This is a genomic window from Burkholderia crassaminum (genome assembly GCF_964265005.1).
GTDB lineage: Bacteria > Pseudomonadota > Gammaproteobacteria > Burkholderiales > Burkholderiaceae > Burkholderia.
Window position 1 is genome coordinate 291,727 of record NZ_OZ183799.1, and the last position, 12,715, is coordinate 304,441.

Annotated in this window: 12 protein-coding genes, 2 tRNA genes and 1 rRNA gene; 6 read left to right on the forward strand and 9 right to left on the reverse strand. The window is 63.8% G+C overall.

Translation table 11 applies throughout. The features are described 5' to 3' along the window. The first annotated feature begins 302 nt into the window (after nt 1-302). Nucleotides 303-497, forward strand: a complete 195-nt coding sequence (locus ACPTTF_RS01255; protein ID WP_027788593.1) for a hypothetical protein — start codon at nt 303-305, stop codon at nt 495-497. 129 nt (nt 498-626) lie between these two features. On the opposite strand, the gene hppD is transcribed toward ACPTTF_RS01255, so the two are convergent. Further along, entirely contained in the window at nt 627-1,724 is a 1,098-nt protein-coding gene (gene hppD, locus ACPTTF_RS01260) for a 4-hydroxyphenylpyruvate dioxygenase (protein ID WP_166963676.1), read from the reverse strand. A 212-nt stretch (nt 1,725-1,936) separates the two neighbouring features. On the opposite strand from hppD, the gene ACPTTF_RS01265 reads away from it, so the two are divergent. Beyond that, nucleotides 1,937-2,461 (forward strand): Lrp/AsnC family transcriptional regulator, encoded by a 525-nt coding sequence (locus ACPTTF_RS01265; RefSeq protein ID WP_423370062.1) that lies wholly within the window; start codon nt 1,937-1,939, stop codon nt 2,459-2,461. A gap of 61 nt (nt 2,462-2,522) precedes the next feature. On the opposite strand, the gene ACPTTF_RS01270 is transcribed toward ACPTTF_RS01265, so the two are convergent. The 8 genes from ACPTTF_RS01270 to paaA all read right to left on the reverse strand — a co-directional run bounded on the left by ACPTTF_RS01270 (nt 2,523) and on the right by paaA (nt 8,805). Further along, nucleotides 2,523-3,170: a GNAT family N-acetyltransferase gene (locus tag ACPTTF_RS01270; protein ID WP_166963672.1), complete on the reverse strand. Its 648-nt coding sequence runs from the start codon at nt 3,168-3,170 to the stop codon at nt 2,523-2,525. 245 nt (nt 3,171-3,415) lie between these two features. After that, nucleotides 3,416-4,021, reverse strand: coding sequence for a TetR/AcrR family transcriptional regulator (locus tag ACPTTF_RS01275; protein WP_011350658.1), 606 nt, complete (start codon nt 4,019-4,021; stop codon nt 3,416-3,418). 16 nt (nt 4,022-4,037) lie between these two features. Further along, nucleotides 4,038-4,862, reverse strand: coding sequence for a DUF1835 domain-containing protein (locus ACPTTF_RS01280; protein ID WP_423370063.1), 825 nt, complete (start codon nt 4,860-4,862; stop codon nt 4,038-4,040). A gap of 128 nt (nt 4,863-4,990) precedes the next feature. Beyond that, nucleotides 4,991-6,079 carry a 1,2-phenylacetyl-CoA epoxidase subunit PaaE gene (gene paaE / locus ACPTTF_RS01285; RefSeq protein ID WP_423370064.1) on the reverse strand — a complete coding sequence of 363 codons (1,089 nt, stop codon included), beginning with the start codon at nt 6,077-6,079 and terminating at the stop codon, nt 4,991-4,993. A 5-nt stretch (nt 6,080-6,084) separates the two neighbouring features. Further along, nucleotides 6,085-6,648: a 1,2-phenylacetyl-CoA epoxidase subunit PaaD gene (gene paaD, locus ACPTTF_RS01290; protein WP_423370065.1), complete on the reverse strand. Its 564-nt coding sequence runs from the start codon at nt 6,646-6,648 to the stop codon at nt 6,085-6,087. 23 nt (nt 6,649-6,671) lie between these two features. Further along, a complete protein-coding gene (gene paaC / locus ACPTTF_RS01295) occupies nt 6,672-7,475 on the reverse strand; it encodes a 1,2-phenylacetyl-CoA epoxidase subunit PaaC (protein WP_166963664.1) in 804 nt (267 codons plus the stop codon). A 10-nt stretch (nt 7,476-7,485) separates the two neighbouring features. After that, nucleotides 7,486-7,770 (reverse strand): 1,2-phenylacetyl-CoA epoxidase subunit PaaB, encoded by a 285-nt coding sequence (gene paaB, locus ACPTTF_RS01300; protein WP_034188015.1) that lies wholly within the window; start codon nt 7,768-7,770, stop codon nt 7,486-7,488. Between the two features lie 36 nt (nt 7,771-7,806). Then, nucleotides 7,807-8,805 carry a 1,2-phenylacetyl-CoA epoxidase subunit PaaA gene (paaA, locus tag ACPTTF_RS01305; protein WP_423370066.1) on the reverse strand — a complete coding sequence of 333 codons (999 nt, stop codon included), beginning with the start codon at nt 8,803-8,805 and terminating at the stop codon, nt 7,807-7,809. 199 nt (nt 8,806-9,004) lie between these two features. On the opposite strand from paaA, the gene ACPTTF_RS01310 reads away from it, so the two are divergent. From ACPTTF_RS01310 to ACPTTF_RS01325, 4 genes are all read left to right on the forward strand, one after another. Continuing rightward, a complete protein-coding gene (locus ACPTTF_RS01310; protein WP_423370067.1) occupies nt 9,005-10,276 on the forward strand; it encodes an SGNH/GDSL hydrolase family protein in 1,272 nt (423 codons plus the stop codon). 576 nt (nt 10,277-10,852) lie between these two features. Then, nucleotides 10,853-12,385 (forward strand): 16S ribosomal RNA (locus ACPTTF_RS01315). A 62-nt stretch (nt 12,386-12,447) separates the two neighbouring features. After that, nucleotides 12,448-12,524 (forward strand) — tRNA-Ile (locus tag ACPTTF_RS01320). 87 nt (nt 12,525-12,611) lie between these two features. Continuing rightward, nucleotides 12,612-12,687 (forward strand) — tRNA-Ala (locus ACPTTF_RS01325). The last annotated feature ends 28 nt before the right edge of the window (nt 12,688-12,715 follow it).

Here is a 12,715-nt window from a genome sequence, read left to right on the forward strand (position 1 = left end):
CACCAAAACTCGACTGCTTCGGGCGTCTTGTGGACGCGTCGGCAGTGGCCGGCATATTGGCCGGTTTTAAGCGATGGTAGCACTGGGGCAAACCCGCCGCCCATCGGTTGGAATGCGGGGAGATTGCCGCGGAGCATCATGAAAAAAGGGCGGAATCATGCGTTGCATCATGTAAAAGCATGTAAGGCAGGGTTCATCTGCGGGCAAATGCCGTTAATCTTGTCGGCCTGCCGGAGGTGCCCGGTCGCGTTGGCTGGTTGCGACGCAATCGGGGAGGCGCCGGCAGTTTTACAGGAGGTGCAATGAACACACGTCATATCCAGAGTTTCCTGATCGTGTCCGCCGCGTTTTTCTCGATGACCGGCCCGGTGCACGCGCGAGGCGCGAGCGCACTGGCGGCAGCCGGCGCGCAGATGCAACAGATCGCGCCGGCCCAGGACGCCGTCGCGCAGCCGTCGGCCGAGCGTGCCGTCGCGTCGAAGGCGAACGCGCGTTGATCCGGTCGCGCGGCCAGCAGGCCGCGCCGGAATGCAAAAAGGGCGGGAATCCTCGGATTCCCGCCCTTTTTTTGTGCCGCCGGATCGGGCGGGGTGCCGGGTTGCCCCGGCAGCCGCCTGCCGGATGCGTCAGGCCTTGTCCTGCACGACGCCGCGCCGGATCTGGTCGAGTTCGATCGATTCGAACAGCGCCTTGAAGTTGCCTTCGCCGAAGCCCTGGTTGCCCTTGCGCTGGATGATCTCGAAGAAGATCGGCCCGATCTGGTTCTCCGTGAAGATCTGCAGCAGCAGGTCGTCGCGCGCGCCGTCGATCAGGATCTTGCGCTTCTTCAGTTCGTCCAGCGATTCGCCGTGGTCCGGCACGCGGCGGTCGACCAGTTCGTAATACGTGTCGATCGTGTCGAGCAGCTTCACTTCCTTGCTGCGCAGGCCGTCGACCGCCTGGTAGATGTCGCTCGCGCCGAGTGCGATGTGCTGGATGCCTTCGCCGTGGTACGCGTCGAGGTATTCCTGGATCTGGCCGGCCGTATCCGAGCCTTCCTCGTTGATCGGGATGCGGATCTTGCCGCACGGCGACGTCATCGCCTTCGACTTCACGCCCGTCACCTTGCCTTCGATGTCGAAGTAGCGCACTTCGCGGAAGTTGAACAGGCGCTCGTAGAACTCGGCCCATTCCTGCATGCGGCCGCGATGCACGTTGTGCGTCAGGTGGTCGATGTAGGTGAGGCCGTGGCCGACCGGGTTCGGGTTTGCGCCGGCGATCGGCTCGAAGTCGACGTCGTAGATGCTGATGTCGCCGATTGCGCCCGGTTGCGCGCCGTTCTTGCCGCGCCAGCGGTCGACGAAGTAGATCAGCGAATCGCCGATGCCCTTGATCGCCGGGATGTTCAGCTCCATCGGGCCCGTCTTGTTGTCGAAGCCCCATGCGCCCAGTTCCAGCGCGTGCTTGTACGCCTTCGCGGCATCCTCCACGCGGAACGCGATCGCGCAGATCGACGGGCCGTGCAGGCGCGCGAAGCGTTGTGCGAATGAATCGGGTTCGGCGTTGATGATGAAGTTGATGTCGCCCTGGCGGTACACCGTCACGTCCTTGTGGCGGTGGCGCGCGATCGCGGTGAAACCCATCCGTTCGAACAGTTGTCCGAGCGCTTTCGGGTCCGGTGCCGTGTATTCGATGAATTCGAAGCCGTCGGTGCCGACGGGGTTGTCCCAGTTCGGGATCTGCATGGCGTGTCTCCTGTGGGGGCGATCGGCCGGGGCGGCGTACGCATGTCCGGCCTGGTTCGATGTCTAACGTGGCACACGCGGCGGCGTGCGCGACGAATCGGTACGTGCGACAGAGTGTAGCGGGCAGCCGCGAGCGTAAACTTGCGAACTTGATTGCCCGAATCTACGATGGCGCAATTTCCAGTCTCAAAATATTCAATGGAGGGCAGAAGATGGCGCAAGCCGAATTGGATGCCATCGACCGGCGAATTCTCGCGATTCTTCAGGAGAACGGGCGCCTGTCGAACCAGGAGATCGCGGAGCGCGTGAACCTGTCGCCGAGCCCGTGCCTGCGGCGGATCCGGCGGCTCGAGGAGATCGGCGTGATCACCGGCTATGTCGCGCTGCTGAATCCGCAGAAGCTCGGGCTCGACCTGCTCGCGTACGTGAGCGTGCGGCTCGAGAAGCGCGGCGGCCTGGCGCCGGTGCGGGTCGACGAAACGTCGGCGCGTGCGGGCGCGACCCATGCGGAGCTGTTTCGCGCGGCCGTGCAGGCCTGGCCGGAAGTGGTCGCGTGCCACGCGATGACGGGGGACATGGATTACCTGCTGCGCGTGCAGGTCGAGGACATGGCGCATTTCTCCCGCTTCGTGCAGGAGCATTTGCTGCATCACCCGTCGGTGATCGACGTGAAGACGAGCTTTTCGCTCGAATGCTTCAAGGAGACGACGGCGTTGCCGATTCGTACGGTGCGCTAGTGCGCGAGACAGGAGAGGGGGAAGCCGGACGCGCCTCGAGGGCGGGCCCGGCTGGCTGACGTTACGCCGTCAGGGCGGCGGGCATCAGCGATTCGATGAACTTCGTGGTGCGGCGCGCCTGGCGCTTCATCGCGTAGTCGAACACGGCGGCCTGCTCCTGCAGCATCTCGGCGATGATCGTCGAGTGGTCGGCCGGCGGCAGCGACAGGTACGCATCGGCTTCGCCGTACGCGTACTCGATCCGCATCCCGGATTTCTTCGCGATGTGCATCATCGTCGCGTTACGCGACAGGCAATGCATGTACAGCATCGTCACGCGCGTGTTGCGGCTGCGGATCGCCGCGCGCTCGAACAGCTTCGAGCCGACGCCGCGGCCGCGCGCGCTTTCGAGCACCGACACGCCGAATTCGGCCGTGCGCTTGTCGCCTTCGGCCGGCAGGTAGGCCAGGTGGCCGACGCCGATCAGTTCGAGGTCGTGGTCGAACACGCCGAACACGGTGTCGCGACCGAAGTCGATCGTGCGGACATAGTTCTCGATCACGTGGTCGGGCACCATCTGGCCGAAGCGCAGCAGGCGGTCCTCTTCGTCGAGCGAGAGAAAGTGGGTGAGCATTTGCTCACGGTCTTTGGAAGCCAGTTCCCTGACGAGAACCGGCGCAGTACCGACCGTGCCGACGACTTCGGCAGGGCCGTTGAATTGCGTGTTCATCGTGGGTTCCTCAGTGTGTGGCCGCACAAGCGGGTTGTGCAATGCAACAGCATTTTACCCGACCGTCAGCCCCCGGATTGGGGAAAACCCGTATTTAACGATGTTTAAGCTGGAGGATGAATTCTAAATCTGCTTAGTTAAATGTGTATCTATCTGATTTTTAACGGATTTAAAATTCATCATATGAAATGCGCGGCGGGCGGTCGCAGTGTGCCCGTCGCGCAACGCTTGCTGCTGCGCATCAATCAGGCGGCCGTCGACAGCCCGCGTTCGATCAGGTCGATCACCTGCTCGGCGAAGTCGCGGTAGCCGAGGCGGCCGCCGGGCTTCAGCCAGGTGAACGTCCAGTTGATCATCCCGAACACCATCATCGTCACGGAGGTCTGGTTTTCCTTCGAGATGCGGTCCGGGTACGCACGTGCGAGCTGTCGCGTGAACGCTGCGACGATGTCGCGCTGGCGGTCGAGCACGATTTCGCGCTGCGCGTCCTCGAGATACTTCACGTCGTTGAGCAGCGCGACGTGGCGGCTGTGCGATGTCTCGTATTCGGCGAGGAACGCGCGTACGAGCTCGGCGAACGCGTCGCGTTCGCTGAGGCCACGCCGCTGGCTCGCCCCTTCGACCTCGGCAATGATCAGCATCAGCCGTTTCGTGTAGCGGTCGAGCAGGTCGAACAGGATCGCTTCCTTGCTCTCGTAATAGTGATAGAGGCGTGCCTTCGACGTGCCGCTCGCGGTCGCGAGATCGGACATCGACGTGCTCGGGTAGCTCGTCTGCGCGAATTTGTCGGCGGCCAGATCGAGGATCTGCTCGCGCTGGGATTCGTGGTCGGGCGCTCGGGTACGGGCCATGGTCGAATGCGGAAGATTAGCGGTGCGTGGTGGCCGCACGGGCCGCGCGCACCTGCGTGGAGGAGAGGGCGTCAGGCGCGTCGTCCTGCAGCTCGAGCCGGCCGGCCGCCGCGAGTTCGCGGCAGCGCCACCAGGCGATCGAGTCGCTGACGAACAGCCCGCCGCGGTCGGCGTCGGCCATGATGCTGCCGACGAGGCGCCGCGCGGGCAGCCAGTCGGTTTCCGCGCGCGCGACGATCAGCGCGTCGAGATCCCCATAGTGGCCGCTCTTGATCGTGTTGCTGACCCAGTAGCGCAGCTCGGCGTTCAGGTGCTTCGCCTCCTGCCATTCGAGCGCGAGGCGGCCGATGCGCAGCACCGAGATCGGCGCGGCCACCGGGCGCTTGCGCGCCAGCTCGGCGGGCGAGAACATGCCGGTCGCGCACGCCTGGTCGGTGCGCGACAGCGACGCGCGCTGCGCCGGGTCGAGGTCGGCGGCCGACAGCCGCACTTCGTTCAGGCGTTGCGGCACGTTGCGCAGGTGATAGGCGACGCGCCGCAGCAGCAGCTTGTCGCCGACGCTCGGCGCATGCCAGACGACCACCTGGCCCGACTCCATCGCGAGCTGGTCGAGGCGTGCGAACTCGCCTTCGATCTCTGCGTTCCAGTCGGGAATCTGGTCGCCGAGCACGCGCTGCCAGAAGGCGGCGCGCGTGTCGGGCGTCTCGTCGGCGCCCTTGAGCGGCCCGACACCGAGATCGTCGAGCAATCCGACGACGTGCTCGTCGCGCCCGGCTTGCGCGAGTGCCTCGCGCAGCGACGCGGCAGCGGTGCCGCCCTGAATCACATGAATGGTACTCATCGGCCTGTCGTCAACAAAAGAAAACCGCCGGCCGGGCGGACGTTGCGATGTCCAGCCGGCCGGCGGCCCCTAGTGTAAGCGAGATGTGTGACGGCGAGAAACCGCCCGGTGCCGCGACGCGACGTCGCTCAACGCTCGTCGTAGCTCACGACGACCTTGTCGCTGATCGGGTGGCACTGGCACGTGAGCACGAAGCCGTCCTTCACTTCATGCTCCTCGAGCGTGTAGTTCTTCTCCATCCGCACTTCGCCCTCGAGCACCTTCGCGCGGCACGTGCAGCACACGCCGCCCTTGCACGCATAAGGAAGCGCGAGGCCCGCGCGCAGGCCGACGTCGAGCAGGCTCACGCCTTGGTACGGCAGGCGCAGCTTGCGCTTCTTGCCGTCGAGCACGATTTCGAGTTCGGCGGCCGGCGTCTGGTCGGTGATTTCGACGACCGGCGCACCGGCCTGCGGCAGCGGCGTGCCGAAGCGCTCGACGTGCACCTTCGCCTGCGGCACGCCGGCGATCTTCAGCGCGGCTTCCGCTGCATCCATCATCGGTGCGGGGCCGCAGATGAACGCCTCGTCGATCGCGTCGGCCGGCGTCAGCGAGCCGAGGAATTCCGCGCATTTCGCCTGGTCGAGCACGCCGTTGAACAGCTCGACGTCCTGCAGGTCGTCCGACAGCACGTGATACAGGACGAAGCGGTTCATGTAGCGGTTCTTCAGGTCCTCGAGCTCCTCCGCGAACATGATCGCGTCGACGCTGCGGTTGCCGTAGATCAGCGTGAACGTGCTGCGCGGCTCGAGTTCGAGCGTCGTCTTCACGATCGCAAGCACGGGCGTGATCCCCGAGCCGCCGGAAAACGCGACGTACTGCTTGCCGTGGTCGGCATTCAGGTGCGTGAAGAAGCGGCCGTCCGGCGTCATCACGTCGATCGTATGGCCCGGCTTCAGCGAATCGAACGCGAAGTTCGAGAAGCGGCCGCCGCGTACGCGCTTGATGCCGATGCGCAGTTCGCCGTCACGGTCGTAGTCCGTCGTGCCGACGCAGATCGAATACGAGCGGCGCGTTTCCTCGCCGTCGATGTGGGTCTTCAGCGTGACGAACTGGCCCTGCGTGAAGCGGTACGCGTCGCGCAACTCGGGCGGTACGTCGAAGGAGACGGTCACGGCGTCGGCGGTCTCGGGCCGCACGTCGCGGATACGCAGCGGATGAAATTGCGGGGTCGCCATATCGATTAATAAGGTTTGAAGTAGTCGAAGGGTTCGCGGCAGTCGACGCAGCGATACAGCGCCTTGCAGGCCGTGGACGCGAATTGCGCGAGACGCTCGGTGAGGGCGGAGCCGCAGCGCGGGCACGCGGGCGCCGCGACGGGCCGCGGCACGAAGCGCACGACGTTTTCACGCGGCGCGGCGGTGCCGCACTGGCCGACCGGCGGCGCGATGCCGTACGCGCGCAGCTTGTCGCGCGCTTCCTGCGTGATCCAGTCGGTCGTCCACGCGGGTGCGAGCACCGTCTCGATCCGGTGCGGCGGCAGGTCGGCGGCCTGCAGCGCGGCGGCGATGTCCTCGGCGATCTGCGACATGGCCGGGCAGCCCGAGTAGGTCGGCGTGATCACGACCTCGAGCTGGCCGTCGTCCGCGCGGCGGACGTCGCGCAGGATGCCGAGCTCGCGGATCGACACGACCGGGATCTCCGGATCGGGCACGGCTTCGAGCACGTCCCATGCGCGGGCGAGCAGCGGATCGTCGCGGTGCGCGGCGGGCACGGCGTTGGTGGGGGCGATGGTCTGGACGGACATCGTCGGGCTCCGTGGCGTCGGGGTTACCAGGTCGCGCCGGGGTGCTGGCGTGCGAGGCTTTGCAGTTCCGCGAGCAGGTAGCCCATGTGTTCCGAGTGCTCGCCCTGCTTGCCGGTCGTCACATGCTGCACCGGTGCCGGCAGCGTGAGCGTCGCCTCCGCGAGCGCGTCGTCCACGTCCGCGCGCCACGCCGCTTCGAGTGTGGCCGGTGCGGGGGCGATGCCTTCGGCGGCGACTGCGTCGTCGATCGCATCGGCGGCGAAGAATTCGCGCGTATACGGCGTCAGGTAGTCGAGCGCGTCCTGTGCGCGACGGTGCGATTCGTCCGTGCCGTCGCCGAGGCGAACGAGCCACTCGCGTGCGTGCTGCACGTGATAGCGGGTTTCCTTCACCGATTTCGCGGCGATCGCGGCGAGCTGCGTGTCGGCCGACGTTTCCAGTGCGGACCACACCTGAAGCATCAGCGCCGAGTACAGGAAGTTGCGCACGATCGTCACCGCGTAGTCCTTGTCGGCGTGCGCGGTACCGGCGACCGGGCCGTAGTGCGGCAGCTCGGCGAGCGTGAAGTTCGCGAACTCGCGCTCGGTGCGGAAGTACGCGTAGTCGTCCTCGGTCTTGGTGGCGCCGGTGAGCTGGCGCTCGAGTTCGGCCGCATGCGTATACAGCATGCGCGCCTGGCCGATGAGGTCGAGGCTCATGTTGGTGAGCGCGATGTCTTCCTCGAGGATCGGGCCGTGGCCGCACCATTCGGCGTTGCGCTGACCGAGGATCAGCGTGTTGTCCGCGAGGCGCAGCACGTAGGAGAGGTGTTCGGGCGTGATCGTCATGGCGCGGGCGTTACATGTGGTTGACTTCGTCGGGCAGCGTGTAGAACGTCGGGTGACGGTAGATCTTGTCGCCCGCCGGTTCGAACAGCTCGGCCTTCTCGTTCGGATCCGACGCGGTGATCGCCGACGACGGCACCACCCAGATGCTCACACCTTCCTGGCGGCGCGTGTACACGTCGCGTGCCATGCGCAGCGCCATCGTCGCATCGGCGGCGTGCAGGCTGCCGCAATGCTTGTGGTCGAGGCCCTGCTTGCTGCGCACGAACACTTCCCAGATTGGCCATTCCTTGTTCATCACTTTCTCCTGATTCCTGAATTCGAGTGTTGCCGCTCAGGCGGCGTGCTGTTCGGTGCGGGCTTGGCGCTTCGCTTCGTGCGCGAGCGCGGCTTCACGCACCCAGGCGCCGTCGTCGTGCGCTTTCACGCGGGTCGCGAGGCGTTCCTTGTTGCACGGGCCGTCGCCGTTCACCACGCGCCAGAATTCGTCCCAGTCGATCGTGCCGTAGTCGTGATGGCCGCGCGCCTCGTTCCACTTCAGGTCGGGGTCGGGCAGCGTCACGCCGAGCACCTTCGCCTGGTCGACCGTCGCGTCGACGAATTTCTGGCGCAGGTCGTCGTTCGAGATCCGCTTGATGCCCCATTTCGCGGACTGGCTGCTGTGGACCGAATCGGCGTCGCTCGGGCCGAACATCATCAGTACCGGCCACCACCAGCGGTCCACGGCCTGCTGGACCATCGCGCGCTGCGCGTCGGTGCCCTTCATCATCGACAGCAGTGCGTCGAAACCCTGGCGCTGGTGGAACGACTCTTCCTTGCACACACGGATCATTGCGCGCGCGTACGGGCCGTAGGTGCAGCGGCACAGCGGGATCTGGTTCATGATCGCGGCGCCGTCGACGAGCCAGCCGATCACGCCGACGTCGGCCCAGGTCGGCGTCGGGTAGTTGAAGATGCTCGAGTATTTCGCCTTGCCGGCGTGCAGCGCGTCGATCAGCGATTCGCGCGATACGCCGAGCGTTTCGGCCGCGCTATATAGATAGAGGCCGTGGCCGGCTTCGTCCTGGACCTTTGCGAGCAGGATCGCCTTGCGCTTCAGGCTCGGCGCGCGCGAGATCCAGTTGCCTTCGGGCAGCATGCCGACGACTTCCGAGTGCGCGTGCTGCGAGATCTGGCGAACCAGCGTCTTGCGATAGGCGTCGGGCATCCAGTCCTGCGGCTCGATCTTGCCGTCGGCGGCCATGACCGCATCGAACCGCGCCTGCTCGGGCGACTCGGCGGCGGCGTCGAGCGGCGCGACGTTGCCGGGGATGTCGAGGGATTGCGTGTACATGGCGGGGCTCTCGTCCGGTTGAATGTGTGCGAAGTATAAACCAACCGACCGGTCGGTTAATAAATTTCTTGCAGATTTGCGGCGAGACTCGGGTAAACGAGGGAGGTCGGGGCGCGATCGTGCGGCGTGATGGTCGTCCGGCACGCGGGGCCCACGTCTTCTGCGGCACAATGCCCGCTTTCCGACGAGGATTTTGCCGATGTCATTCCGAAGCAGTATCGCCGCGGCCGTGCTGGGTGCGGCCGTTTTTGTATCGCCGCTCGTGGCGTCGGCTTCGGCCGCGCCTGCCGGATGGGTTGCCGCGTGGGCGACCGCGTTGCAGCCGATCCCCGATCTTGCCGCACCGCCGCCGCTCTATCGCGCGCCCGACGTCGCCGGGCGGGCGGTGCGCCAGATCGTCTATCCGACGGTGTCGGGGCGTGCCGCACGGATCCGTGTCAGCAACGCATACGGACGTTCCCCGCTGGTCGTCGAGGCGGCGAGCCTCGCGCGCGCTGGCGAAGGCGCGGCGCTCTCCGGCGGCGCGGCGGTGCCGATCCGGTTCGGCGGCAAGGCGTCGGTGACGCTTGCGCCGGGCCAGGAACTCGAAAGCGATCCGGTAGCGATCGAGGTCGCGGCCGGGCGGCCGTATGCGATCAGCCTCCAGATGGGGCCGAACCAGCGAATGACGGTCTGGCACCGCGTGTCGAACCAGTTCAACTATGTGTCTGTCCCGGGCGACCACGTGAGTGATCCGGGTGCTGCAGCGTTCCGCACCCGCTTTACCCAGTTTGCATGGGTGACCGAGCTCGCGGTCGAGACTGGTTCCACGCGCGCCAGCGTAGCCGCGATAGGCGATTCGATTACCGACGGGCTGCGCTCGAGCATGAACCGGAACCGCCGCTGGCCGGACGCACTGGCGCGTCGGCTGACCACCTCCGGCGTGGAATCGATTGGCGTCGCGAATCTTGGTATCAGCGGGAACCGGCTGCTCAGCGATTCGGCGTGCTATGGCACGTCGCTGGCGTCGCGGTTCGAGCGCGATGCGCTGTCGCGCTCGGGCGTAAAGGCGGCGATCGTGCTGATCGGGATCAACGACATCAACTTTGCGGCGATGCCGCCGCGCGCGGGGCTCGATTGCGACAGCCCGCATACACAGGTCACTGCCGCGTTGCTGATCGACGGCTACCGCCGGCTGATTGCCGCGGCGCACCTTCAGGGTGTGAAGGTCTTCGGCGCGACGCTCACACCGGCCGGGCTGCCGGCGGGGCGTGAGGCGATCCGGCTCGAGGTGAACCGGTGGATCCGGAGTGGTAGCGGGTTCGACGGTGTGGTCGACTTCGATGCGGTGCTGCGCGATCCGGCACGCCCGAGTGTGCTGCAGCGTCGCTACGACAGCGGCGACGGCATTCATCCGAGCGACGCGGGGTACACGGCGATGGCCGACGCGGTGTCGATCGAGCAACTGCAGGCTGCAGTGGGCGGCAAGTGATGCGCCTCCATGGCCTCTATATATAGAGGAAAGTGTGGCCGGCGACCTGGAAGTCAGCGGCGTCGCCTGGCCCGTCGAGCCCGAAGCCCCCGTGCGCGTGAGCGCACGGGGGCTTTTTCAAAATATTTTCACAAAGGGGCTTGCGTAGATGGGGGCGGGTGCTTAGAATCACGCCTCTTTCGCGCTAACGGAAACGCGGCGCGGAAGAGGGAAGCAGGGTTGGCGGTGTGCTGCAGTCTGGGGCGCGCAACTGGCCTGGAAGTTGAACCCCGCAGTCGCAACGATGTAGTTTAAAAAGTTGTTGACGAGCTGCGAAACACGGTTCATAATCTCGCTTCTCTGCTGCTGAAAACGCAGTGCTGCTGAGAAACACGAAGTTTCTCGCAGAAATGTTCTTTAAAAATTAACAGCCGATAAGTGTGGGCGCTTGATGGCAGCGAGCTGATCTTCGGATCAGATAGCGAAAGTATCAAGAGTCTCACACTAAAGTAAGTCAGGTTTATGAAGTGATTCATATTCCTGTCAGCTTTGAGTGAGCGACCGGTTCTTAACTGAACCGAAAACAGTAACAGGTTTAAACTGAAGAGTTTGATCCTGGCTCAGATTGAACGCTGGCGGCATGCCTTACACATGCAAGTCGAACGGCAGCACGGGTGCTTGCACCTGGTGGCGAGTGGCGAACGGGTGAGTAATACATCGGAACATGTCCTGTAGTGGGGGATAGCCCGGCGAAAGCCGGATTAATACCGCATACGATCTACGGATGAAAGCGGGGGACCTTCGGGCCTCGCGCTATAGGGTTGGCCGATGGCTGATTAGCTAGTTGGTGGGGTAAAGGCCTACCAAGGCGACGATCAGTAGCTGGTCTGAGAGGACGACCAGCCACACTGGGACTGAGACACGGCCCAGACTCCTACGGGAGGCAGCAGTGGGGAATTTTGGACAATGGGCGAAAGCCTGATCCAGCAATGCCGCGTGTGTGAAGAAGGCCTTCGGGTTGTAAAGCACTTTTGTCCGGAAAGAAATCCTTGGCTCTAATACAGCCGGGGGATGACGGTACCGGAAGAATAAGCACCGGCTAACTACGTGCCAGCAGCCGCGGTAATACGTAGGGTGCGAGCGTTAATCGGAATTACTGGGCGTAAAGCGTGCGCAGGCGGTTTGCTAAGACCGATGTGAAATCCCCGGGCTCAACCTGGGAACTGCATTGGTGACTGGCAGGCTAGAGTATGGCAGAGGGGGGTAGAATTCCACGTGTAGCAGTGAAATGCGTAGAGATGTGGAGGAATACCGATGGCGAAGGCAGCCCCCTGGGCCAATACTGACGCTCATGCACGAAAGCGTGGGGAGCAAACAGGATTAGATACCCTGGTAGTCCACGCCCTAAACGATGTCAACTAGTTGTTGGGGATTCATTTCCTTAGTAACGTAGCTAACGCGTGAAGTTGACCGCCTGGGGAGTACGGTCGCAAGATTAAAACTCAAAGGAATTGACGGGGACCCGCACAAGCGGTGGATGATGTGGATTAATTCGATGCAACGCGAAAAACCTTACCTACCCTTGACATGGTCGGAATCCTGCTGAGAGGTGGGAGTGCTCGAAAGAGAACCGGCGCACAGGTGCTGCATGGCTGTCGTCAGCTCGTGTCGTGAGATGTTGGGTTAAGTCCCGCAACGAGCGCAACCCTTGTCCTTAGTTGCTACGCAAGAGCACTCTAAGGAGACTGCCGGTGACAAACCGGAGGAAGGTGGGGATGACGTCAAGTCCTCATGGCCCTTATGGGTAGGGCTTCACACGTCATACAATGGTCGGAACAGAGGGTTGCCAACCCGCGAGGGGGAGCTAATCCCAGAAAACCGATCGTAGTCCGGATTGCACTCTGCAACTCGAGTGCATGAAGCTGGAATCGCTAGTAATCGCGGATCAGCATGCCGCGGTGAATACGTTCCCGGGTCTTGTACACACCGCCCGTCACACCATGGGAGTGGGTTTTACCAGAAGTGGCTAGTCTAACCGCAAGGAGGACGGTCACCACGGTAGGATTCATGACTGGGGTGAAGTCGTAACAAGGTAGCCGTATCGGAAGGTGCGGCTGGATCACCTCCTTTCCAGAGCTTCTCGCAAAATTGAGCGCTCACGCTTATCGGCTGTAAATTAAAGACAGACTCAGGGGTCTGTAGCTCAGTCGGTTAGAGCACCGTCTTGATAAGGCGGGGGTCGTTGGTTCGAATCCAACCAGACCCACCATTGTCTGACGTGTCGGTGATCGTTAGCGCTTTAGCGCTTACGAGTACCTCAAGCCGACCGGCTAACACCTGAGGATATTCTGTACATGGGGGCATAGCTCAGCTGGGAGAGCACCTGCTTTGCAAGCAGGGGGTCGTCGGTTCGATCCCGTCTGCCTCCACCAATCACCAACGCTAAGGGCTTGGTTCATA